Here is a 22,940-nt window from a genome sequence, read left to right as displayed (position 1 = left end):
ATATTAACTTAATATAACTAAGTAGGTTTTAATTACCCTTCAAAAACAGCTAATTTTACCTTGCAATTATTGTATTACTATTGTTACATTTAACTAAAATTTACACCAATTATGCCATCATTTGATATTGTGAGCAAGATAGACGGACAGACCCTGGATAACGCCATTAACGTAGCAAAAAAGGAGATTTTGAACCGTTATGATTTTAATGACTCTAAAAGCACTGTAGATCTGGATAAGAAAACCAATGAACTAACTATCGTAACTGAGAATGATATGCGCCTTAAGGCGATAGAAGATTCGATCATCAGCCGGATGATGAAACAGGGATTAGACCCTAAAGCGCTCGACTTTGGCAACGAGCAAGCAGCATCGGGTAACATGATCCGTAAAAACATTAAAATTAAAGAAGGCCTGGATAAAGAGGCCGCTAAAAAAGTAGTAAAGAAGATTAAAGATAGCGGATTAAAAGTGCAGGCGGCTATAATGGATGACCAGATACGTGTAACGGCTAAAAAGATAGATGACTTACAGGCTGTAATAAGCCTTTGCCGAACGGAAGACTTTGGACAACCTTTACAATATATTAACATGCGGAATTAACCCTTAACAATTTAAACTAATGATAAACTCTCCCCAAAATGAAAAAGCTATTGTTTTTATTAGCCGTATTATCAATACAGCTAATATCCTCATGCAAAGCAGTTAAAGAAAAAGATGTTGTTGGCACCTATAATGCTGCCTTTTTACGGGCGCGGGACACACTAATAGTGAACCAAAACCACACGTACGTTTACCGCGATCAAAACCTTATTCATACCGGGAGCTGGGAATTAAAAGGCAGCTCGCTGTATTTTAACAACTTTAAATTCAGCACAAATGGTGATATAAATACCTGGGTTGCGGATGTAAAATTACAGGATAATGATGTGCGGATTATGTATGCCGAAGAAGATGGCTGTTATTACAAAAAAATAAAAAAAGCTAATTTGAGGACCGCTGCAACAAAATAAAAACAGCTCCCCATTACGGGGAGCTGTTTTAAACTAAACCAACACTGTTATGAAAACAAACTTTAATTATTTTACAGCGATTTCTCTTGCCTGAATTTTAGCTTCTTCTTTTTTAGCCACATTCAATTTCAAGATACCATCAACATATTCAGCTTCAATTTTTGATTGATCGGCACTTTCTGGTAAAGTGAATGACCTTACAAATGAATTGTAAGCATATTCTTTTTTACTGTATTTTTTACCTTCTTCAACGTTTTCAACTTTTTTCTCAGCCGAAACGCTTAAAACATTCTTGTCTAAGTTAATTTTAAAGTCTTCTTTGCTTAAACCAGGGGCAGCCAATTCAATTTCGAACTGATTTTCTGTTTCGGCAATGTTAACTGCAGGTGTTTTGTTAATTAAACGATCACTTATTGGCGAATCATTTAATAATGATTGAAAAACGTCGCTAAAAAATGGATTAACTGCGTTTCTGTGTCCGTTGTTGAATTTTACTAATGTCATTTTATGTTCCTCCAGAATTTTCTTTTATTATCTTCGTTACCTGTTAGGATCAACTCTTGTACCAATAGATAAAAACCGTTCATAAATGACTTTTTGTCGGTATAAAATAAACCAACAAGACAATTTGACGCATTATGCCTGAAAGAATAACCGATTATAACTTCAAAACGCCTATCCCCATCCGCTTCTCTGATATAGATGCTTATGGAAACGTGAGTAACACGATATATTTAACTTATTTTGAAATTGCCAGATTAAGCTACTGGAAAGAAGTTACCAACTGGGATTACTCTAAAGCAGGTGTGATACTGGGCCGTTCGGAGATCAATTACCTGAAACCGATTAACATTAACGATACCATTTATTGCTATGTACGTACTTCACGTATCGGCAACAGCAGTTTTGATATGGTTTACCTACTAACCCGCGAAACAGAAAACGGAGAGGAAATTTGTACCGTAGGCAAATCGGTATGTATCAGCTATGATTACGAAAGCAATAAATCTATCCCTATTCCAGTCAAAGAGCGTGAGAGCATGATTGAATATGATAAGCCGGGATTGATTACGAATACGCATTAAGAGAGAGCCAAGAAACGAGAATCAAGAGACAAGACAAAAAAGCACCGTCATTGCGAGGAACGAAGCAATCGCGAACTGTACAGAACGGCTCTTCAGATCGGGGATTGCTTCGTTCCTCGCAATGACGTGCTTTTTCTAAATCCGAAATCAAACATTCGAAATCCGAAATCAAAATATCTTCCCCGGGTTCAATATCCCATTCGGATCAAAAGTGTTTTTAATCCCTCTCCACAAGGCAAAATGCACATCGGTATATTTAATCTGCATATAATCTTTTTGTACCAGGCCGATGCCATGTTCGCCGGAGAGCGTACCACCGAGGCTTACCGTTAGTTCAAATATTTCACGGATACCATCTTTAAGCTTGGTGTTCCAATCCGCATCGCTCATATCGCCTTTAATAATATTTACGTGCAGGTTGCCATCACCTGCATGGCCATAGCAAACGGATTCGAAACCATAACGGCCGCCAATTTCTTTAATACCTTTTATTAATTGGGGTAATGCTGCGCGCGGCACTACAGTATCTTCTTCTTTGTAAACCGAATTTGATTTTACTGATACCGGCATGGTGCGCCTGATTTTCCAGAGTGCTTCTTTTTGATCAGTTGTATCCGCAAACAGAACATCTTTACATTCGAAGGTTTCGAGCACGGTATTGATTTGCTCACAGTTCTCCAAAATCACATCCTGGTTATTACCATCTACTTCGATGAGTAAAAATGCCTGGATATTATCTTTCAGATCGAATGCTAAGCCATCAAACTTAATCACCCACTCTATTCCCTTCCGTTCCATAAATTCTAATGTAGATGGAATCACACCGGCCTTAAAAATAGCAGATACAGCGCCACAGGCCAGCTCATTGGTTTCGAACGAAGCCAACATCAGCGCAGTATATTTAGGCTGAGGAATTAGCTTCACCACTATGGCCGTAACAATACCCAGTGTACCTTCCGATCCTATCATCAACTGGGTTAAATTATAGCCCGATGCATATTTGAGTGTATTGGCACCAGTCCATATCACATCGCCATTAGCTAATACTACCTGTAGGTTTAATACATACTCACGGATAGTACCATACTTAACAACACGTGGCCCGCCCGAACCATGCGATACATTACCTCCAATAAAACAACTCCCCTTACTGGCCGGATCAACCGGGTAAAGCAAGCCTTTTTCGGCAACGGCATCCATAAAAACTTCAGTAATTACGCCGGGCTCAACGGTTGCCTGTAGGTTATCTTCATCAATATTGATAATTTTATTGAAGCGCTCCATAGCTATAACCAAACCTTGATTTACAGGCAACGCGCCGCCACTTAAACCTGTCCCTGCACCACGTGGTGTAACCGGGATGTGATTTTCATTACAGAGTTTCAACAAAGCAGCTACCTGCTCGGTAGTTTGTGGTTTGGCAACTACCTGTGGGTAATAAACAAGATCTTCTGTTTCGTCGTGGCTGTATTTTTCCAGATCGTCGGCCTCTGTCAATACATAAGCTTCGCCCACAATGCTTTTAAATTGGCGTAACAGATCGGGGTTGATAGACTGATAATCCATACCCATTTATTTGGTATAAGTAATGGTAACCGATGATGCTTCTACTTTACCTTTTAAGGGAGGATTCAGTTTTTTTAACCGCACTTTAATAGTTTCGGCAAAGCTAAAATCAGTTTTAATTCTGTCGATGATCGATTGTACCACCGTTTCCAATAACTGGCGGGTAATTTTCATTTCCTCGCAAACTATGATGTACAACTGCTCATAGTTTAACGTATTGGCCAGTTCATCATCATTCAGATTATTGGCCGGGTTAAATCCTACCTCAACATCAACAACAAACTTATTGCCCATTAATTGCTCCTCCGGGTAATATCCGTGGCGGGCAAAAAACTCGGCTCCGTGTAATGCTACTTCCATCATGTTTCAAAAGTAAATTAAAGCATATTAATATAACCAATGAATATAAGCTTTGATTAGATTTGCTTTTGAAGTTATCCTAAAACTATGCCAAGAACCGACTTATTTGAATCGCCGGATTATTACCTGGTTGACGAGCTTTTAAGCGACGAACATAAACTGATCCGCCAATCGGTACGCGATTGGGTGAAGAAAAACCTCAGCCCAATTATTGAGGAGCATGCGCAAAATGCCACCTTCCCTAAACAACTACTAAAAGGATTGGCCGAAATCGGCGCCTTTGGGCCTACCATTCCCGAAGAATACGGTGGTGCTGGCTTGGATTATACCGCCTACGGTATTATTATGCAGGAGCTGGAGCGCGGCGATTCAGGCATCCGCTCTACTGCATCAGTACAAGGATCATTGGTAATGTATCCTATTTATGCTTATGGATCAGAAGAACAAAAACATAAATATCTGCCTAAACTGGCCAGCGGTGAATTGATGGGCTGTTTCGGCTTAACCGAGCCGGATCATGGATCGAACCCGGGCGGGATGGTAACCAATATTAAAGATACAGGCGATCATTATATTTTAAACGGTGCCAAAATGTGGATCTCGAACGCCCCGTTTGCTGATATTGCAGTGGTTTGGGCTAAGGATGAAAGTGGTAAAATTCGCGGAATGATAGTTGAGCGCGGCATGGAAGGTTTTACTACGCCCGAAACGCATAATAAATGGTCGCTCAGGGCATCGGCTACTGGTGAACTGGTGTTCGATAATGTAAAAATCCCAAAAGAAAACATACTACCCAATGTAGCCGGGTTAAAAGGTCCACTTGGATGCCTAAACCAGGCCCGCTATGGCATTTCATGGGGAGCGATAGGTGCGGCTATGGACTGTTATGACACCGCCTTACGTTATGCTAAAGAACGCGTACAGTTTGGTAGACCGATAGCAGGCTTCCAGCTGCAGCAAAAAAAACTGGCCGAGATGATCACCGAAATTACCAAAGCACAATTGCTGGTTTGGCGGTTAGGCACATTAAAAAGTGAGAACCGCGCAACAGCCGCACAAATATCAATGGCTAAGCGCAATAATGTAGATATGGCCTTACACATAGCCCGTGAAGCCCGCCAAATGCTTGGCGGCATGGGTATTACCGGTGAGTACTCGATCATGCGCCACATGATGAACCTCGAATCTGTAATCACCTACGAGGGCACACACGATATTCATTTACTGATAACAGGCATGGATGTAACAGGGCTTGATGCATTTAAATAATGAAACAAATCATTTTATAATGAAACACGTAATATAGCCTTACTTTTTTCTAATTATTATTATCTTGAAACACCGCAATCAGCATTTGTAATTAATTGATTTAAAGCCCTTGGGTTATAATAAAACATACAATATATTTTTTTCTAAGTATAGCCCTGCGCTGTTACTGGGCTTTATTTCTATTCTTTTTTTTATTTCATGCAAGCAGCAAGGCTATGAGCGCGATTATTCGGCTGGTTTTTCTAAATTATTGGATACCGCTAACCGTCAGAGCTATAAAGACCCTGAAGGCGCAGTAAAATTCCTGGATTCAGCATTCAGGCATCTCAATAACGTTACCATTAATGATAAATTCAGGCGCTTAGGCTTTCATTATGTGTTGGCTATGCGTATAAAGCATAACAATAAAGAAGGCCTTTTGTATGCCGACAGCATGCTGGATGTAATTAATAAAGACGGCGGCCAGCAAAAAAATCCATCACTTTTTTCTGAAGCTAACTTTGCCAAGGCCGACGCTTATTTTAATATGCACGATTATGCCAACGCTTATCCTTGCTATTTTACTGGTTACCAGATTGGCAAAAATCATCTCGATAAATTAGTGCTTACAGCTTATAGCTATCGTATGGGGATGATCACCTATCAGCAATCACATTATAACCTGGCTATTAATTACTTTAAGGACAGCTATAAGCAATCGCTTCCGCTCGATACCGACTTCGTGATATTTTATCGCAACCAGGAGATACTCGACAATATTGGATTGGCTTACAGGCATTTGAACAAGCCAGACAGTGCCTTAGCCTACTTTCAAAAATCAATTGATTATGTAAACCTTAAAGGCGGGAACTACACTAAAATTAAGCCCAATCTGATGGAAATTGCCAAAGCGGTAGTGTATGGCAACCAGGCCGATATTTATATTAAGCAACGCCAATACCCAAAAGCTACCGAACTTCTAAAGAAAAGTATAGCAGTTACCATTCAGAAGAACAATGATAACTATGATGCACTACTGTCGGAAATTAAACTGGCCAAAATATATGCCGATGAAAAGCAAGATGCTTTAATGCTCCCGCTTTTAGACAGTATCCATACACAGTTAAAAGTAATTGACAATAAACAAGCCGAATCTGACTGGAACAGCCTGATGAGTGATTATTATGCCAGGAAAAGCCAGCCAGTACTGGCATTGAGTTACAACAAACGCTACAATACGCTTAAAGATTCGCTGATAGAAAGTACCCGGCTGTTAAAAGAAACTAATGTTAACGACCAGCTAAATAATTACGAGAAAGAAAGGGAGATTATTAATCTCACTAATAACAACAAATTACAGCGTATCTATTTATCAGTTGCTATCCTGTTTGTGGCCATGGCGCTCATCATCATATTATTGATATTTGGTAACTGGAGGCGATCTAAAAACGAACTCAATACTGTAAATACGCTCAATGAGAAGGTAAACCAGCAAAAGATAAACCTGGAAAAAGCACTGGAAAGGCTCCACGAAAGCAACCAGGAAAAAGACCGTATTTTACACACAGTAGCGCACGATCTGCGTAACCCTTTAGGCGGTATTTCATCATTAACCAATATGATGATAAGCGATGATGATTTAACTGAAGAATTGAGGGATTACATCAACATCATTAAAGAAACAGCAGATAATTCGTTAGAGCTGATAAACGAAATATTTGAAGCTACCGACAGCACAATTGCAGACTCGAAGATGCAGTTGGTTGATATTAATACGCTCCTTAACAACAGCATTGAATTGCTTCGTTTTAAAGCAGCTGAGAAAAATCAGACTATTGAACTTACCGCGCTTGATTCACCTGAAATATTGTTAATTAGCCGGGAGAAGATCTGGCGGGTAATCAGTAATTTAATTATTAACGCCATTAAATTTAGCCCGGTTGGCGCAACCATAAAGGTTAATGTGGTGCGAAATGATAAAACCATTTGCATTGAAGTTAGCGATAACGGTATTGGTATCCCCGAAGCAAATAAAGCTAAAGTATTCAATATGTTTACCGAAGCCAAACGCCCGGGTACAATGGGCGAGAAATCATTCGGTTTGGGCTTATCAATCTGTAAGCAAATTGTAGAGAAACACGATGGCAAAATTTGGTTTGATAGCGGCGATAGCGGCACTACTTTTTATATGGAATTGAATAGAACGGAAGAAACGCCAGCTTCTACTTCTTTGTCATCCTGAGCGATAGCGAAGGATCTTCTTTGCCCTGTATAGTTATTTAACCTACTTCTTGAAGAAGATTCTTCACTTCGCTCAGAATGACAAGATCCTTTCAATAATGCTTAGCATTGACAAATCGACAAATTAGCTAATCGACAAATTAACTTCCCAGCAAATCCCTATACCAATACCCCGAATTCTTAACCGTTCGTTTCAACGTATCAAAATCGATATGTACAAGTCCGAAACGTGGATGGTAGCCTTCGGCCCACTCAAAGTTATCGGTAAGTGTCCATACAAAATAGCCTTTTACATTATAACTTTCGTTTTTAGCTTTCAGCACCTGCTCCAGGTAATCGTGTAAATAGGCAATCCGTTGCGAATCATCAACTTTGCCATCAACAAGGTTATCTTTAAATGCCACCCCATTTTCTGTAATAATGATTTTTTTTACCTTCGGATAGGAACCGAACTTTTTAATCATTTCATAAATAGAAGCAGGGTATACTTCCCAGCCCATCTCTGTAGTTGGCACGTTTCGTTTGGTTGCTTTTACCAAATTAGCGCCTACATAAGGTGTAAAAAAAGAATATTCAACCAACTCACGGGTGTAATTTTGTACGCCGATAAAATCAAAGTCGAAACTCATATTCTCAGCATCACCGGGTAACATTACTTTTTCGAGCCGCTTTAAAGCGGTAACCTCGCTGGTGGGATAACCCAAACCTAAAATAGGCTCAATAAATAACCGGTTAATTAAAGCGTCGGCTCGCTTTGCAGCAGCAATATCTCTCTTTGATTGCGAGTAAGGTTCAATAAATGAACAGGAGAATGTAGTGCCTATTTGTCTGTCGGCAGGTAACTTATCGCGTAATATTTTAGCCCCGGCAACAATACTTAGTACCGTGTGATGCACCGCAGGTACAAAGTTCTTTAAGCCACTCTTACCCGGCGCATGGATCCCCAGAAAATAGCCTGCACCGGTAAATACCGATGGCTCATTCATTACCATCCAGTGTTTTACTTTACTGCCGAAGGCCTCTGCACAAATAGTTACAAACTCAGAGAACCACTTAACAACCTCGCGGTTAGTCCAGCCGCCTTTGGCTTCTAAAATCTGAGGCAGATCCCAGTGGTAAAGCGTAACCCAGGGCTCAACGCCTTGTTGCAGGCAGTAATCAATAACCCGGTGATAGTAATCAATACCTGCTTGATTAACCTTGCCTGTACCTTCAGGCAAAACCCGTGTCCACGAAATAGAAAATCTGAAATTGGGAATATTAAGGCTTTTAACAATATCGATATCTTCCTGGTAACGATTGTAAAAATCGCAGGCAGTATGATGATGGTCGCCGTTTGAAATGGCGCCCTTTTTTGAAGAAAACACATCCCAGATGCTCTGGCCTTTACCTTCTGCGTCGCATGCACCTTCGGTCTGCAATGCAGCGGCAGATACCCCCCACTCAAAATCGTCACCGAAAAGCTTTCTGTTCAATTCGCCCATTTCTTAATATGCCTCCTTGTTTTTAGAGTACAACAAAGAAACAACAAACCAATGGAGCCACACTAAAGTTTTAAGAAAATATAAGCTATCGCTTAAATAAATTTTTAAGCGAGAAATGACAGGAAGCCTTTTTAAAGGCCCGGAAACAGAATAATAAAATAGCACCATTAATGCATGTAAACCGACTTAATGCGTTGCAGCATTACCCTTTCACGTAAACTGTTGAACAGTCTGTATATCCTACCAAGCAAGTTCATAACGTTGTATTTTGTTAATACTAAGTTACTGGTTGCCAGTTAAGTTAATGCGCGGTTAAGATGAAGTTTCTGTTAAGGATAAGAATGCAGAGAAATGGGTGTCATACTGAGCCCCGTCGAAGTATGGTGCAGAGAGCCGACGCTTATACTTCGACGGGGCTCAGCATGACAACGCTTTTTATCGGCATAAAAAAAAGAGACACAAAGTATTGTGTCTCTACGCATTTCATTGCTCCCTCCCCTTCGAGGAGGGGGTTATTCGCTATAAACACTCTCCACCTGATCGCGCAGGTTATAGTGCGATGCCATTACCTCACCATAAGCGCCCGCTGTACGCACAGCAATTAAATCGCCACGGAATGATTCGGGTAGTTCCACATCCTTACGGAAACAATCTGTGCTTTCACAGATCGGCCCTACAACGTCATATTGGGTTGGCTGTTGGCCTTCTTTTTCTTCTGACAACTGAGAACCGACAACTGACAACCGACTAATATTTTCTATTTGGTGGTATGCCTGGTACAACATCGGGCGGATTAACTCCGTCATACCAGCATCCAGGATTAAGAAGTTCTTCTTTAAACCATTCTTTACATATAGCACACGTGCTATTAATGAGGCTGATTGTGCCACCAATGCACGGCCAAGCTCAAAATGTACTTCCTGGTTTGGTTTTACATTCAGAAAATCGGCAAATACTTTAAAGTAAGCTTCGAAATTGGCAATATTATCCTGATCAGGCGAGTAATAATTAACGCCTAAGCCACCACCAACGTTAAGCACTTTTATGTTGAAGCCTTTTTGCTCAAACCATTCGCTTAACTCGTTAACGCGGGTACAAAGGGTTTTAAAAGTCTCCAGGTCTGTAATTTGTGAACCGATATGGAAGTGGATACCCAGTAAATTCAGATTTTTGCAATTACGTAAAGTATCAGCCACATCTGGCAGTTGCCATACGTTAACGCCGAATTTATTTTCTTCCAATCCGGTAGTAATGTAATGGTGCGTATGTGCATCAACATTAGGGTTAATACGGATAGCTACATTAGCAGTTTTTCCCTTCGCTCCTGCCAGGTCATTAATAACCAAAAGCTCTTGTTGAGATTCTACATTGAAGCAGAAAATATCTGCATCAAGGGCAGCATTGATCTCACGGTCCGATTTACCTACACCGGCAAAAACCACCTTATCTTTACCAAAACCGTATTCAATAGCAGCTTTAACTTCGTTACCGCTCACACAATCGGCACCAAAACCGTATGATTGAATGGTTTGCAGTACCTTGGGGTTAAAGTTTGCCTTCATGGCATAATGTACATGGTAGCCATACTTTTGGGCTGCGCTTTGGCAAGCCTGTAAGGTATTGCGTAATACATCAAGATCGTAGTAATAAAACGGTGTTTCTAATTGGCCAAAACGGCTTGTAATATCCTGGGTAAACATTAATTAATGCTTTAAAAAATCTTTCTAATTAAAATAATCTGCTGTGTAAACTTCTAAGAGCTTCTACCTTGTCTGCTGTTTTTACCAGCAAAGATAGGTTATGATCGCTGCCTCCGTACGAAATCATCCTGATAGGGATGTGCTTTACCGATTCCAGTACGCGTGCTGCATAACCATGCTTATCGGCACCAAAATCGCCAACCACACAAATAATAGTATGGTTAACATCCAGTTCTACTGATCCGAATGAGTTTAACTCTTTGGTGATCTCGCCCAAATGCGTGGTATCATCAATGGTTAAAGATACACCCACTTCCGATGTGGTGATCATATCTATCGAAGTCTTATAACGCTCAAATACCTCGAACACACGGCGTAAAAAGCCGTAAGCCAACAACATGCGGCTCGATTGGATCTTGATAGCTGTAATATCATCCTTAGCAGCTATTGATTTAATACCGTCTTTATCACTTTCATTGGTAATTAATGTACCGGGAGCTTGTGGGTCCATGGTATTTAATAACCTTACCGGGATCTTATATTTCTGTGCCGGGAACACGCTTTGCGGATGCAGAATTTTGGCACCGAAGTAAGCCAGCTCGGCAGCTTCATCAAATGATAACTGGCTGATTGGCTGCGTGCCTTTCACAATCCGCGGATCGTTGTTGTGCATACCATCAATATCAGTCCAGATCTGCACTTCTTCACTACGGATAGCTGCACCAATTAATGATGCTGTATAATCGCTACCACCACGGCGCAGGTTATCAATCTCGCCGAAAGAGTTTTTGCAGATATAGCCCTGGGTAATAAAGAGTTTATTGTCGCGATTCTTATTCAGTAATGGCGTAATATGGTCGTTAATGTAATCAACCATCGGCTCATGGTCTTCATCAACCTTCATAAAATCAAGCGCAGGCAACAGTACCGATGGTACACCAATTTCCTGCAGATACACATGATATAAAGTGGTTGATAGTAGTTCGCCCTGTGCCAGGATGATCTTATCTTCAATAGGCGTAAACAGATCGTTGCTCAGCATGCTTAGCAAACCGAAATGATAATCGATCACCTCTTTACCCCTGCTTAAATACTTTTCGTCGTTAAACAGTTCTTTAATAAACAATTCGTACTTATCCTTTAGTGCTGCAATCAGGGTTGCGGCCTTGGCCTTATCGCTTTTAAGATAAGCCTGCCCTATTTCGACCAGACTATTGGTTGTACCCGAAACGGCAGATAACACCACAATCTGGCGCTCATCAGCGTTTACAATATTCAGCAGCTTTTTCATCCGCTCGGGGCTACCTACAGATGTTCCGCCAAATTTTAAAACTTTCATTGTTTATTCTGTTTAAAAAGACAAATATTGATATTCTGCTGCCAATAAGCGGGTTTTGGATGCCCGAAGAAGTACTCAAATAATTGACCAGCTTAATTTTACGCAGCACCCGCTTTAGCGGCGCTAAAAATATGATTTTAAACAGGGAATAGCTAATAAAATCCAATTAAGTTCGTCATTGCGAGGTACGAAGCAATCCCCGACCTGCGGAACCGCTCAGTAAAGTTCGCGATTGCTTCGTACCTCGCAATGACGTAGTGTGAGTTTGTCTTGACTCTTGGTTCTCGATTCTTGACTCTATTTAGAGTGCTCTCCAATAGCCTTACCTAAATGCTGGATATGGTTTTCATCAAGCAATAAAGCGGCATTTAAATGCGGTTTATAAATCCATACATTATGTTCATTACAATACATATAACCGCATAAGCCATCGGCATAGTATAGATCATATACGCTGGCATTGGCTTCGGCACGGTGTTTAACAGTGATCACCAACGGGCGATCTATCATCGGGATTTCTACTTCGAAAGGATTCATATCGTAATAACTCATTTTAGGGCAAGTGGTTCTTGATAATTGCGCAAAGCACGTAAATTAGTTTAATGTTTTCAATAAATCATTGCTAAATTATGCAGGTCTCAAATTGCCTGACAATGATTACGTGATGTATCTTCGTAATAAATAATGATTTTAAACTGATTTTACTTTTGGTTGCTAATTGCGCTTAAATAGTACCTTTGGCAGCATAATACTTAATACTCATGAAAAAAGTTTGGTTAGCCGCCTTTGCATGCCTCACCGTTGTGGCCTGTAACAATGATAAAGCCGATGAGAAAAAACTGATGGACGATATTTTGGCAACACACGATAAAGTGATGCAAGCCGAAGATAAAGCCATGACCAACAAAATTGTAATTGACAGTTTGCTGAAGGTCGACAAGTTTGCACCCGTAGATGCTGTTAACCAAAAAGAGGAGTTTAAAACCCAAAGCGCCAAGCTTAGTGCTGCCGATGAAGCGATGGAGAACTGGATGCATAAGTTTGATCCCGAATATAAGGGTAAATCGCATGATGATGTGATGAAATATCTGGCGGAGCAGAAAAAACAAATCATGCATATCGATTCGTTGTTAAATACATCGATAACCCAATCTACCCAGGTATTGTCTAAATACAAAAAACCATGAGGAACTTATTTTACGCACTAATTTGTGTATTAACTATAAGCGCTTGCAGCAATTCTGCGAGTAACAAAACATTACCTATTCTGGGTAATCGCGAAGCTGATACCAAAACAGTTGATGGCAAAACAGTAACCGATACCATTTATCAAACCATACCCAAGTTTAATTTTATTGACCAGTATGGTGATAGCGTAAGCAATAAAACCCTGGATGGTAATATCTACGTGGCCGATTTCTTTTTTACCACCTGCCCAAGCATTTGCCCCGTTATGCACCGCAATATGCTGGCTGTTTACAAAGAGTTTAAAAATGTTGGCGACTTTAAAATCATCTCACACACCATCGACCCCAAACATGATAGTGTTGCTGTGATGAAAAAGTATGCTGATAATTTAGGCATCACCGGTAAAAACTGGCTGTTTCTGCAAGGGCAAAAAGAAGAAACCTACAAACTGGCCAAAAGCTACATGGTTGAAGCCCGTGAAGGAAACGTACACGATGGTTATTTTATCTTGATCGATAAGCAAAAACGCGTTCGTGGTTCGTATTTGGGTACAGACCCTAACGAGGTTACTAAAATGATAGCCGATATTAAAATACTGCAAGCCGAACCCGACCAAACCATTGTACAATGAAGCGGCAGCTAAGCGCCCTTATTTTACTAACTGCTTTTGTATCGATCATATCATCCTGTATGAACGATGAGGATATTGAATATAAACGCGCTTTCACAGCCGGTGCTGTGGTTTACCAAAACCATTGCCAAAACTGCCACGGTAATACCGGCGAAGGTTTATCTGCATTAATGCCCCCGCTTACAGATTCGGTTTACCTCAAACAAAACAAAGCTCAACTAGCCTGTATTCTTAAATACGGGCTCGCCGGCAAACTTATTATCGTGCATAATAAGCCCTATCAAAACCAAATGCCTCCTTCAGACCTTGCTCCTATTGAAATTGCGCAGGTATTAACCTATGTTAAAAATTCATTCGGCAACAAATTGGGTGGTGTTAAGGTTGAGGAAGTGAATAAGGATCTTTCAATTTGTCAATGAGACAATTCTAATTTAGCAATTAGATAATTTGTCGATTTGGCAATTAAGCTCACTCAGGATCATTGACAAATCAACAAATCACCTCATCAACAAATTCGCTTAAGCTGTTCGGCGGTAATGCAAATGTTTAACAACGCCCTTTTTCTTTTTTTCAACCTTTTCATCTATTTGCTCCTCCAATTGCATTAATTTTTCGAATGACTCCATAATTTCGAGGTCTGTTTCCAGGGAAGTACGCAGCTCTTCGGCATGGTTGTATGCCTCGGTCATTAATAATGATCTCATAATCCGATTGAATAAATCGAGCAGAATAACCGGCTTCTCATTTCCGGTAATTTCGCTCCGGGTTAATAATTTAGTTACTTGTTTAATTGGTATTTATAAAACGCTGTTTACTAAGATTTTGTTTACTATCAATACGATTTACTAAATTTATATTGAGATACCTTATTTGTTAATTTTTATAACAAAAACACGCCTATTTATTAGCGAAAACAAGCGCATTTTATTAACAAATCCACATTTCGTATACTTAACAAATTAAGAGTTGAGGCTTAACAAATTCAAAAAACGTATCTTTGTTGTTGCAAAACGTTCTATCGCTGCTTTGCCTTCGGGCGGGCGGAGGAAAGTCCGGGCAACACAGAGCGTCCTGCTTCCTAACGGGAAGGCATCGTACCAGCCGGTGACAGCAAGTGCCACAGAAAAAATACCGCCTCAACTTGTTGGGGTAAGGGTGAAAACGTGAGGTAAGAGCTCACGGCATTACCGGGCGACCGGGATGACGGTAAACCTCAGGAGTTGAAAAACCAAATAGGTCCCAAATTTAAAGCTGCTCGCTTTTATATGTTGCTTGCAACATGGTTGGGATGGGTAGGTTGTTAGAGCCTGGCAGCAATGTTCAGGAACAGATTAATGATAGAAATTGCCCATCAGGGCAACACAGAACCCGGCTTACAGCTTTGCTGCTGGTTAATACCCTTTCCGTTTTTCGGGAAGGGTTATTTATTTCAGTAAAACAAATAATCAAATTTTAAAACAAAAAGCGAAGTGTTTAATTTAGTATACAATAATATATATTAGCACCTCAATATAATACCTGCATACACCACAAATGGCTAAAGTTTTAATAATAGACGACGAGCGCGCGATCCGCAATACGCTCAGAGAGATTTTGGAATACGAAGATTATCAGGTAGAAGACATTGATAATGGCATCGACGGATTAGAACTAATCCAGAAAAACGATTACGACCTTGTACTGTGCGACATTAAAATGAACCGCATGGATGGCATGGAAGTACTAACCGAAGGTTTATTGATTAAACCCGACTTGCCATTCATTATGATATCGGGCCACGGTACGGTTGAAACCGCGGTTGAAGCCAGCAAAAAAGGAGCTTTCGATTTTATATCGAAACCACCGGATTTAAACCGCTTGCTGATTACCGTACGAAACGCCCTCGATCGTGGAAGTTTGGTAACCGAAGCCAAAACTTTAAAACGTAAGGTTTCGAAAGTACGCCCTATCCTGGGTAACTCACAAGCCATTGTAAAAATTAAAGAAACTATCGACCGTGTTGCCCCTACTGATGCCCGTGTATTAATTACCGGCGCCAATGGTAGCGGTAAAGAGCTGGTAGCCCGCTGGTTACACGAAAAATCTAACCGTACCAATGCGCCTTTAATCGAAGTGAACTGTGCTGCTATCCCTTCGGAGTTAATTGAAAGTGAATTGTTCGGTCACGAGAAAGGTTCGTTTACCTCTGCTGTTAAACAGCGTATCGGTAAATTTGAATCTGCCAGTGGCGGTACTTTGTTTCTGGATGAGATTGGCGATATGAGCCAGTCGGCCCAGGCTAAAGTATTGCGTGCCTTACAGGAAAGTAAAATTACCCGCGTAGGCGGCGAAAAAGAAATAGAAGTTGATGTACGCGTAGTTGCGGCAACCAACAAAGACCTGCTAAAGGAAATTGAAGACGGTAACTTCCGGATGGACTTGTACCACCGCCTGAGTGTGATCCTGATCCACGTACCGCCGTTGACCGAACGCCGTGATGATATCCCGCTAATCACCCAAAACTTCCTGGAAGAGATTTGCAGCGAATATGGCATGCCGGTAAAACGCTTCTCTGAACCTGCTATGGAGGCCTTAAAAGCCCTGCCATGGAGTGGTAACATTCGTGAACTGCGTAACATGGTTGAGCGTTTAATTATTTTAAGTGATAAAGTAATTACGGATAGCGATGTAAAAGCTTTCGCCAATCCATCCGCTCCGGTAGCCATTGGTGCAACAGGCACTACAGCTGCTGCCGAACCAAAAACAGATTTCGAACAGTTTAAAAACTTCCAGGAGTACAAAGATTTTGCCGAGCGCGAATACATCAAATTCAAACTCGAGAAAAACAACTGGAACGTATCTAAAACTGCTGATGACATCGATATACAACGAAGCCACCTCTACAGTAAAATAGAGAAATACGGATTAAAAAGGGGTGAATAACCCCTTTTTTTGTTAATGTTTTTAGGTAGAGAAAAGAGCTGTCACACTGAGCTCCGTCGAAGTGTCGCGCGCAGAGGCCTGCCCACCATGCTTCGACGGAGCTCAGCATGACAGCCTTTTATTTTCTTGCGCGATTGTATCTCCCTTGCGCGCGATTGCATCGCGTGCTTAAAACTTCATAGCGTTTGCAACGCCCCTACGCCCAGGTTGTAAAATAAACACAATTCCCTATTGCTTTTACTAAAAAAATTAGCAATTTTGTATTGTGAATCAAAACTCCATACATGCCAAAACCGAAGCCCGTGTACTCTTTGTAGACATGGACAGCTTTTTTGCGCGCTGCGAGCAGCAAACCAATTACTGGTTACGTGGCCGGCCGGTTGGGGTATGTGTTTATACTGGTAAATATGGTTGCGTAATTTCACTTTCAAAAGAAGCCAAAGCACTCGGCATCAAAGCAGGCACCCGCCTAAACGAGGTAATGGAACTTTGCCCCGATTTTGTGCCGATTGAAAGTAATCCTACCCGTTACCGCGAATTCCATGTAAAGATCATTTCTGTGTTGCAGGAGTACTGCCAGGATGTTGTGCCCAAAAGTATCGATGAGGCCATCATCAATCTCACCGATTATAAACTAGTGCATCCCGACCCGGTAGCTTTAGCCCGCAAAATAAAGCAGGATATTCTGGATAAGGTAGGCGACTTCTTAAGCTGCTCTATCGGCATTGCACCTAATGCTTTTCTGGCAAAGCTGGGTTCCGTGATTGGCAAGAAGAAAACAGGCGTGGATGCTGGTTTGCAATTGATAGATCAGAATAATATTGATAGTTTATTAGGGCAGCTTAAACTGGGACAACTGCCAGGTATTGGCAGGCAAATGTGCTATCGGTTAGAACGTGCAGGTATCAATACCCCATTAGAACTTCGTTATGCCGAGCCGCATAAACTGAAAGCTATATTTAAAAGCATTGAGGGCATTTACTGGCATTACCGGCTCAACTTTATTGAAACCAATATTGTAGCGCACGAATATAAAGGCATGCAGGCCATGCGCCAGGTATCAAAAGAAAAACGCGAAAATGCCGAGTATATGGAACAGCTTTTCTTAACACTATGCTGTACACTCGAAAAACGCATGGTTCGCCATAAATTCTACTGTAAGGCCATAGGCTTTAGCTGTCACTATGTAAATGGCACCCGTTGGGAAGATGGCTTTACCATTAGCACACCGATACAGGATGCCATTAGTTTAATGAACATGATTAAACTCCGCATCGCTAAGTTTGAGGAGACTACCCAATGTGCGCCGATCTTCAATAACCAGATCACCAGTTTGCGGCTATCAGTAACCAACTTTGTAAATAACGGCAATATGCTGTATTCGCTATTTGAGGATATGGACAAAATGGAAACTGCCCGCAAAACCATGCACGCCATTAAAGACCAGTTTGGCCATAATAAAATAATGCGCGCCGTTGAATTAACCGACAATAAAGTGATTAAAGATGTAATTGGTTTCGGCTCGGTGAAGGATTTGACTGATTTGGATTATGCAGCGATACCGAGGTATGATTGATTTTAAGAGAGGCAAGAATCAGGAATCAAGAAATCCGTAAGGCTTAAAAGAGCACGTCATTGCAAGGAACGAAGCAATCGCAAACTGTACAGAGCGGCTCTGTAGGCAGGAGATTGCTTCGTTCCTCGCAATGACGTGCTGGTGAAATTGTCCTTGCCGATCTGTATAGCTACGAGATTGTGCGTTATTGCAGGCAATGCTAATCGGTCTGAGATTGCTTCGTACCTCGCAATGACGTGAGTTATGAAAGAATTGTCATGGCCTATATTAATTCTCAAATATACTCCTCAACCCCTTCCCTAACCTGCTCCAGATACCCGGCACCAAACAAGTTTAAATGCAGCAATAACGGGTATAAGTTCCACAGATCAATCCGCTCATTCCAGCCCTTATTCAGAGGTAAACTTTCATTGTAAGCTGCATAAAATGATTCAGAAAAGCCACCGAACAAGGTAGTCATAGCTATATCGAACTCTCGGTTTCCGTAACTAACAGCAGGATCAATGAGATAAGGTTTTTCGTCTGTGCTGATGAGGTAATTGCCGCCCCATAAATCGCCATGTATCAAGGATGAAGGCTCTTCATTAAATAGGCGGCTTAATTTCGAATAAAGCTTATCAAAATTCTGAGCATCAGTTTTATTAAGCAACCTTTTATCAAAAGCTAATTTAACCATCGGTTGCAGGCGTTCTTCAATATAAAAGCCACTCCACGTATTGTGCTTCTTGTTACTTTGAGGCAATGATCCCATATAATTATCACTTTCGAAACCAAAGTAATCAGCGCTACTTTTATGCATTTGAGCCAATTGTCGCCCTAATAGTTCAGAAGCTTTTTCGGTTGGTTTTCGTGTTTCAATCCATTCCAGCACCAGGAAACTTTCATACTCCAAAGCATCCTGCAAAATTACTTCGGGCACAGCAATGGTATGGGTAGCTGCTATGGTTTTTAAACCAATACTTTCACAGGCAAACATCATTGGGTAAGCGCTTTTGCTGTTAAACTTCAGCATGTATTTACCGGTATTAGTATCCAGGCAATAAGTCTGGTTAATGCTGCCGCCGCTCACGGGTTTAGTACAATTGATTTGCACCGGCTGATTTAAAACCGACGAAAGTTTATCTTGCAAAAAGTCCTTTAAATCAGCTGATAAGCCCATATAACTAAGGTACAGCTTTTGTAGATAATTGATAACAAAATTCTCCGTCAAAAACCTTATTTTTGCGGCTGAAAATGCAGCACATACGTAATTTTTGCATCATTGCACACATCGACCACGGTAAGAGTACTCTTGCCGACAGGTTGCTTGAATATACCAACACCGTAACCAAGCGCGAATCGCAGGCACAATTGCTTGATGATATGGACCTTGAACGTGAGCGTGGTATCACTATTAAAAGTCACGCTATCCAGATGAATTATACACTGGATGGGCAGGAATATGTATTAAACTTAATCGATACTCCAGGACACGTTGATTTCTCGTACGAAGTTTCACGCTCTATTGCCGCCTGTGAGGGCGCATTGCTGATTGTTGATGCTTCGCAAGGTATACAGGCACAGACTATCTCTAACTTATATCTTGCTTTAGAGAACGATCTGGAGATTATCCCGGTACTAAACAAAATGGATCTTCCCGGCGCTATGCCAGAGGAAGTGAAAGACCAGATTGTTGACCTGATTGGTTGTAAACGTGAAGAAATTTTAGCTGCATCGGGCAAAACCGGTTTAGGTGTACACGATGTATTAAGAGCTATTGTTGAGCGTGTACCGCCACCTGTTGGCGATCCTGAAGCTCCGCTTCAGGCCTTAATCTTCGATTCGGTATTTAACTCGTTCCGCGGTATTATTGCTTATTATAAAGTGGTAAACGGCGAGATCAGGAAAAACACCCGTGTTAAGTTTATGGCTACCGGTAAAGAGTATTTAGCCGATGAGGTTGGTACCCTGAAACTGCAACCCGTACCTAAAGACGTAATTAAAACCGGTGACGTAGGTTATATCATCTCCGGTATTAAAGAAGCTAAAGAGGTTAAAGTTGGTGATACAATCACCTTGATAGAGCGTCCGGCTGCCGAAGGTATCCAGGGTTTCGAAGAGGTGAAACCAATGGTATTTGCCGGTATCTACCCGGTTGATACCGAGGATTACGAAGAACTGCGCGACTCGATGGGCAAACTGCAGTTAAACGATGCTTCGCTGGTTTTCGAACCGGAATCATCTGCTGCGTTAGGCTTTGGTTTCCGTTGCGGATTCCTGGGCATGCTGCACATGGAGATTATCCAGGAGCGTCTGGAGCGCGAGTTCGACATGACGGTTATTACTACCGTTCCCAACGTATCTTACCTCGCTTATACTACTAAAGGCGAAGAATTGCTGGTAAATAACCCTTCTGATTTGCCTGACCCAAGCAAGCTTGACTATGTAGAAGAGCCTTACATTAAGGCTAACATTATCAGTAAAGCAGAATTTGTGGGTCCGATCATGTCATTATGTATTCAGAAGCGTGGTGCTATTGTTAACCAGTCGTACCTAACGTCCGACCGTGTTGAGCTGATCTTCGAGATGCCGATGGGCGAAATTGTATTTGATTTTTACGACAGGCTGAAAACCATTTCTAAAGGTTATGCCTCGTTTGATTATACCCAGATTGGTTACCGCCAGTCGGACCTGGTGCGTTTGGATATACGCTTAAACAGCGAGCCGGTTGATGCCTTGTCGTCACTGATCCACCGCAGCAACTCTTACGATTTTGGTAAAAAGATCTGCGAAAAGCTGAAAGAGCTAATCCCTCGCCAGCAATTCGAAATTATTATCCAGGCTTCTATCGGTGCTAAAATTATAGCCCGCGAAACCGTGAAAGCTTTACGTAAAGACGTAACCGCCAAATGTTATGGTGGTGATATTTCGCGTAAGCGTAAGCTGTTAGAGAAACAGAAAAAAGGTAAAAAACGCATGCGCCAGGTTGGTAACGTAGAGATACCACAGTCGGCGTTTATGGCGGTATTGAAATTAGATTAAGAAATCCATTAAAGTTTAATGGATTTTTAATAGTACAAACACAATATTTGCACTAATCAAATGTCAATTACTGATTTTAAAAATGCTGTTAAAGCTGAGTTTGGTTCACAACAGAACTTAAGTAATATTATTGACTTAGATTCTTTGTATCCAATCAGTATGGCAAGTGCTCAACTTGATCCAACGCTAAAACGATTCTTTTGGTTAGATGAAAATGGGCCATTTAGTGAAATTACCCAACGTGGCCTACAATCTTTAAGAAAAGGCTTTTATAAAATAGTTAATCAACCTTACTATAGAACCACAATTACTCCGGGGACTTTTGCGGCCGATGTTTATTATTTGAATCAAGAAAATGACAACTTGATTAAATATCATGCTAACATTGGTCCGTTAACTAATACATCCATGGCTCCTTTTCCATTTGATAACACTATTAATAATTATTCTAAAATTCCAATTTTGAATAAATTTTATAATGATAAAGCACAATATGGATATGAAAAGGATTACTATGTTGCCAAAAAGAATTTTTATGATTCGGTTTATAAAGAGAATAGGATTTTCTTTGTAGCAGAATCTACTTGGGATCCAGCTTATCCAACTATAAATAAAAGAAAGCAAGTTAAATGGTGCTTCATTGATTATTGAGTATATGCAATTATTAGACGGAAAATACGTATCAGAAAAACTGAAGCTTGAAATAGCTGAAGAGGCAGCGAAAATATTAGCCAACACAGGCCGTAAACCACACCTGGTTGCAGTATTGGTTGGGCACGATGGCGGCAGCGAAACCTACGTAGCCAGCAAAATGAAAAATTGCGAGGCTGTAGGTTTTAAATCATCATTAGTACGTTACGAAAGTGATGTTACCGAAGAAGAATTATTGGCCAAAGTTGCTGAGTTAAACGCCGATGCTGATATTGATGGTATCATTGTTCAGCTGCCTTTGCCAAAGCACATCGACCCGGAGAAAGTAACCGAAAAGATTAATCCGGCTAAAGATGTGGACGGTTTCCACCCCGTTAACCTGGGCCGTATGCAGCGCAACCTGCCTTCGTTTATCCCGGCTACACCTTATGGCATTACTTTAATGCTGAAAGAGTATGGTATCGATACCGCAGGTAAACATTGTGTGGTAGTTGGCCGTAGCAACATTGTAGGCTCGCCAATGAGCATCCTGATGGCGCGCAACACCCAACCGGGTAACTGCACCGTAACTATTTGCCACAGCCGCACACCGGATATTAAGAAATTCACCCTTGATGCCGACATTTTGATCGTAGCCATCGGTAAAAAGAACTTCATTACTGCCGATATGGTTAAAGATGGTGTAGTTGTTATCGACGTAGGTATGAACCGCGAAACTTCAACCGTAACCAAATCTGGCTATAAGCTTTATGGCGATGTTGATTTTGAAGGCGTTGCCCCAAAATCATCGTGGATTACCCCGGTACCGGGCGGCGTTGGTTTAATGACCATTATCGGGCTACTGAAAAACACATTGGCTTCAACTAATAAGGAAGTATATCAATAGTTACTGGTTATTAGGTTATTGAGTTAATC

Annotated in this window: 22 protein-coding genes and 1 other RNA gene; 14 read left to right on the top strand and 9 right to left on the bottom strand. The window is 41.1% G+C overall.

From position 1 onward, the window contains the following. Positions 1-111: 111 nt before the first annotated feature. Both PQO05_RS13790 and PQO05_RS13785 read left to right on the top strand, forming a co-directional pair. Entirely contained in the window at positions 112-603 is a 492-nt protein-coding gene (locus PQO05_RS13790; RefSeq protein WP_273633498.1) for a YajQ family cyclic di-GMP-binding protein, read from the top strand. Between the two features lie 38 nt (positions 604-641). After that, entirely contained in the window at positions 642-1,013 is a 372-nt protein-coding gene (locus PQO05_RS13785) for a hypothetical protein (protein WP_273633497.1), read from the top strand. A gap of 66 nt (positions 1,014-1,079) precedes the next feature. Here PQO05_RS13785 and PQO05_RS13780 read toward each other — a convergent pair whose 3' ends face one another. Further along, positions 1,080-1,517, bottom strand: a complete 438-nt coding sequence (locus PQO05_RS13780; RefSeq protein ID WP_273633496.1) for an Hsp20/alpha crystallin family protein — start codon at positions 1,515-1,517, stop codon at positions 1,080-1,082. A gap of 134 nt (positions 1,518-1,651) precedes the next feature. Here PQO05_RS13780 and PQO05_RS13775 point away from each other — a divergent pair, with 134 nt between their 5' ends. Further along, on the top strand, positions 1,652-2,098 hold the full coding sequence (locus tag PQO05_RS13775) for an acyl-CoA thioesterase (protein ID WP_273633495.1): 447 nt from the start codon (positions 1,652-1,654) through the stop codon (positions 2,096-2,098). A gap of 168 nt (positions 2,099-2,266) precedes the next feature. Here PQO05_RS13775 and PQO05_RS13770 read toward each other — a convergent pair whose 3' ends face one another. Both PQO05_RS13770 and folB read right to left on the bottom strand, forming a co-directional pair. Further along, positions 2,267-3,670 carry an FAD-binding oxidoreductase gene (locus PQO05_RS13770; RefSeq protein WP_273633494.1) on the bottom strand — a complete coding sequence of 468 codons (1,404 nt, stop codon included), beginning with the start codon at positions 3,668-3,670 and terminating at the stop codon, positions 2,267-2,269. After that, positions 3,671-4,027: a dihydroneopterin aldolase gene (folB, locus tag PQO05_RS13765; protein WP_273633493.1), complete on the bottom strand. Its 357-nt coding sequence runs from the start codon at positions 4,025-4,027 to the stop codon at positions 3,671-3,673. It abuts the gene before it with no gap. 84 nt (positions 4,028-4,111) lie between these two features. Between folB and PQO05_RS13760 the strand changes: the two genes are divergently transcribed. Then, positions 4,112-5,293 (top strand): acyl-CoA dehydrogenase family protein, encoded by a 1,182-nt coding sequence (locus PQO05_RS13760; protein ID WP_273633492.1) that lies wholly within the window; start codon positions 4,112-4,114, stop codon positions 5,291-5,293. 109 nt (positions 5,294-5,402) lie between these two features. After that, on the top strand, positions 5,403-7,514 hold the full coding sequence (locus PQO05_RS13755; RefSeq protein WP_273633491.1) for a tetratricopeptide repeat-containing sensor histidine kinase: 2,112 nt from the start codon (positions 5,403-5,405) through the stop codon (positions 7,512-7,514). Positions 7,515-7,653: 139 nt separating this feature from the next. Here PQO05_RS13755 and PQO05_RS13750 read toward each other — a convergent pair whose 3' ends face one another. The 4 genes from PQO05_RS13750 to PQO05_RS13735 all read right to left on the bottom strand — a co-directional run bounded on the left by PQO05_RS13750 (position 7,654) and on the right by PQO05_RS13735 (position 12,588). Then, complete coding sequence (locus tag PQO05_RS13750) at positions 7,654-8,997, bottom strand: GH1 family beta-glucosidase (RefSeq protein WP_273633490.1); 1,344 nt, start codon at positions 8,995-8,997, stop codon at positions 7,654-7,656. A 512-nt stretch (positions 8,998-9,509) separates the two neighbouring features. Then, on the bottom strand, positions 9,510-10,697 hold the full coding sequence (gene lysA / locus PQO05_RS13745; RefSeq protein ID WP_273633489.1) for a diaminopimelate decarboxylase: 1,188 nt from the start codon (positions 10,695-10,697) through the stop codon (positions 9,510-9,512). A 28-nt stretch (positions 10,698-10,725) separates the two neighbouring features. Further along, positions 10,726-12,036 carry an aspartate kinase gene (locus PQO05_RS13740; protein WP_273633488.1) on the bottom strand — a complete coding sequence of 437 codons (1,311 nt, stop codon included), beginning with the start codon at positions 12,034-12,036 and terminating at the stop codon, positions 10,726-10,728. Between the two features lie 297 nt (positions 12,037-12,333). Next, entirely contained in the window at positions 12,334-12,588 is a 255-nt protein-coding gene (locus tag PQO05_RS13735) for a hypothetical protein (RefSeq protein WP_273633487.1), read from the bottom strand. Positions 12,589-12,797: 209 nt separating this feature from the next. Here PQO05_RS13735 and PQO05_RS13730 point away from each other — a divergent pair, with 209 nt between their 5' ends. Genes PQO05_RS13730 through PQO05_RS13720 form a run of 3 tightly spaced genes read left to right on the top strand, consistent with a single transcriptional unit; the run spans position 12,798 to position 14,274 of the window. Further along, positions 12,798-13,223: a hypothetical protein gene (locus PQO05_RS13730; RefSeq protein WP_273633486.1), complete on the top strand. Its 426-nt coding sequence runs from the start codon at positions 12,798-12,800 to the stop codon at positions 13,221-13,223. After that, a complete protein-coding gene (locus PQO05_RS13725; RefSeq protein ID WP_273633485.1) occupies positions 13,220-13,855 on the top strand; it encodes an SCO family protein in 636 nt (211 codons plus the stop codon). Before PQO05_RS13730 ends, PQO05_RS13725 begins: the two co-directional genes overlap by 4 nt. Continuing rightward, the gene (locus tag PQO05_RS13720) at positions 13,852-14,274 is read left to right on the top strand and encodes a c-type cytochrome (protein WP_273633484.1); all 423 of its coding nucleotides are present in this window, start codon (positions 13,852-13,854) and stop codon (positions 14,272-14,274) included. The genes PQO05_RS13725 and PQO05_RS13720 overlap by 4 nt, the downstream gene beginning before the upstream one ends. Before the next feature lie 99 nt (positions 14,275-14,373). On the opposite strand, the gene PQO05_RS13715 is transcribed toward PQO05_RS13720, so the two are convergent. Next, on the bottom strand, positions 14,374-14,559 hold the full coding sequence (locus PQO05_RS13715) for a hypothetical protein (protein WP_273633483.1): 186 nt from the start codon (positions 14,557-14,559) through the stop codon (positions 14,374-14,376). A gap of 298 nt (positions 14,560-14,857) precedes the next feature. Here PQO05_RS13715 and rnpB point away from each other — a divergent pair. From rnpB to PQO05_RS13700, 3 genes are all read left to right on the top strand, one after another. Further along, positions 14,858-15,247: RNase P RNA component class A (gene rnpB, locus PQO05_RS13710), an RNA gene on the top strand. 141 nt (positions 15,248-15,388) lie between these two features. Next, a complete protein-coding gene (locus PQO05_RS13705; protein WP_273633482.1) occupies positions 15,389-16,777 on the top strand; it encodes a sigma-54-dependent transcriptional regulator in 1,389 nt (462 codons plus the stop codon). Between the two features lie 265 nt (positions 16,778-17,042). Beyond that, positions 17,043-18,353, top strand: a complete 1,311-nt coding sequence (locus tag PQO05_RS13700) for a DNA polymerase Y family protein (RefSeq protein WP_273633481.1) — start codon at positions 17,043-17,045, stop codon at positions 18,351-18,353. Between the two features lie 274 nt (positions 18,354-18,627). On the opposite strand, the gene PQO05_RS13695 is transcribed toward PQO05_RS13700, so the two are convergent. Then, the gene (locus PQO05_RS13695) at positions 18,628-19,512 is read right to left on the bottom strand and encodes a fructosamine kinase family protein (protein ID WP_273633480.1); all 885 of its coding nucleotides are present in this window, start codon (positions 19,510-19,512) and stop codon (positions 18,628-18,630) included. 74 nt (positions 19,513-19,586) lie between these two features. Between PQO05_RS13695 and lepA the strand changes: the two genes are divergently transcribed. From lepA to PQO05_RS13680, 3 genes are read left to right on the top strand one after another with little or no spacing between them, the layout of a single operon-like run. Then, complete coding sequence (gene lepA, locus PQO05_RS13690) at positions 19,587-21,374, top strand: translation elongation factor 4 (RefSeq protein WP_273633479.1); 1,788 nt, start codon at positions 19,587-19,589, stop codon at positions 21,372-21,374. 60 nt (positions 21,375-21,434) lie between these two features. Beyond that, a complete protein-coding gene (locus PQO05_RS13685) occupies positions 21,435-22,025 on the top strand; it encodes a hypothetical protein (protein WP_273633478.1) in 591 nt (196 codons plus the stop codon). Positions 22,026-22,029: 4 nt separating this feature from the next. Beyond that, complete coding sequence (locus tag PQO05_RS13680; protein ID WP_273633477.1) at positions 22,030-22,911, top strand: bifunctional 5,10-methylenetetrahydrofolate dehydrogenase/5,10-methenyltetrahydrofolate cyclohydrolase; 882 nt, start codon at positions 22,030-22,032, stop codon at positions 22,909-22,911. Positions 22,912-22,940 lie beyond the last annotated feature (29 nt).

This window comes from Mucilaginibacter jinjuensis (genome assembly GCF_028596025.1).
Lineage (GTDB): Bacteria > Bacteroidota > Bacteroidia > Sphingobacteriales > Sphingobacteriaceae > Mucilaginibacter > Mucilaginibacter jinjuensis.
The sequence above is the reverse complement of the archived record's forward strand: the minus strand, read 5'-3'. Positions and strand labels throughout refer to the sequence as shown.

What these genes read in the sequence shown, in the direction of transcription:
- PQO05_RS13695 (WP_273633480.1), bottom strand. Translation starts at nt 19,512, where the DNA reads ATGGGCTTATCAGCTGATTTAAAGGACTTTTTGCAAGATAAACTTTCG.
- PQO05_RS13775 (WP_273633495.1), top strand. Translation starts at nt 1,652, where the DNA reads ATGCCTGAAAGAATAACCGATTATAACTTCAAAACGCCTATCCCCATC.
- PQO05_RS13705 (WP_273633482.1), top strand. Translation starts at nt 15,389, where the DNA reads ATGGCTAAAGTTTTAATAATAGACGACGAGCGCGCGATCCGCAATACG.
- PQO05_RS13750 (WP_273633490.1), bottom strand. Translation starts at nt 8,997, where the DNA reads ATGGGCGAATTGAACAGAAAGCTTTTCGGTGACGATTTTGAGTGGGGG.
- PQO05_RS13780 (WP_273633496.1), bottom strand. Translation starts at nt 1,517, where the DNA reads ATGACATTAGTAAAATTCAACAACGGACACAGAAACGCAGTTAATCCA.
- PQO05_RS13785 (WP_273633497.1), top strand. Translation starts at nt 642, where the DNA reads ATGAAAAAGCTATTGTTTTTATTAGCCGTATTATCAATACAGCTAATA.
- PQO05_RS13740 (WP_273633488.1), bottom strand. Translation starts at nt 12,036, where the DNA reads ATGAAAGTTTTAAAATTTGGCGGAACATCTGTAGGTAGCCCCGAGCGG.
- lysA (WP_273633489.1), bottom strand. Translation starts at nt 10,697, where the DNA reads ATGTTTACCCAGGATATTACAAGCCGTTTTGGCCAATTAGAAACACCG.
- PQO05_RS13715 (WP_273633483.1), bottom strand. Translation starts at nt 14,559, where the DNA reads ATGAGATCATTATTAATGACCGAGGCATACAACCATGCCGAAGAGCTG.
- PQO05_RS13770 (WP_273633494.1), bottom strand. Translation starts at nt 3,670, where the DNA reads ATGGGTATGGATTATCAGTCTATCAACCCCGATCTGTTACGCCAATTT.
- PQO05_RS13730 (WP_273633486.1), top strand. Translation starts at nt 12,798, where the DNA reads ATGAAAAAAGTTTGGTTAGCCGCCTTTGCATGCCTCACCGTTGTGGCC.
- PQO05_RS13760 (WP_273633492.1), top strand. Translation starts at nt 4,112, where the DNA reads ATGCCAAGAACCGACTTATTTGAATCGCCGGATTATTACCTGGTTGAC.
- PQO05_RS13685 (WP_273633478.1), top strand. Translation starts at nt 21,435, where the DNA reads ATGTCAATTACTGATTTTAAAAATGCTGTTAAAGCTGAGTTTGGTTCA.
- PQO05_RS13725 (WP_273633485.1), top strand. Translation starts at nt 13,220, where the DNA reads ATGAGGAACTTATTTTACGCACTAATTTGTGTATTAACTATAAGCGCT.
- PQO05_RS13680 (WP_273633477.1), top strand. Translation starts at nt 22,030, where the DNA reads ATGCAATTATTAGACGGAAAATACGTATCAGAAAAACTGAAGCTTGAA.
- PQO05_RS13720 (WP_273633484.1), top strand. Translation starts at nt 13,852, where the DNA reads ATGAAGCGGCAGCTAAGCGCCCTTATTTTACTAACTGCTTTTGTATCG.
- PQO05_RS13790 (WP_273633498.1), top strand. Translation starts at nt 112, where the DNA reads ATGCCATCATTTGATATTGTGAGCAAGATAGACGGACAGACCCTGGAT.
- folB (WP_273633493.1), bottom strand. Translation starts at nt 4,027, where the DNA reads ATGATGGAAGTAGCATTACACGGAGCCGAGTTTTTTGCCCGCCACGGA.
- lepA (WP_273633479.1), top strand. Translation starts at nt 19,587, where the DNA reads ATGCAGCACATACGTAATTTTTGCATCATTGCACACATCGACCACGGT.
- PQO05_RS13735 (WP_273633487.1), bottom strand. Translation starts at nt 12,588, where the DNA reads ATGAGTTATTACGATATGAATCCTTTCGAAGTAGAAATCCCGATGATA.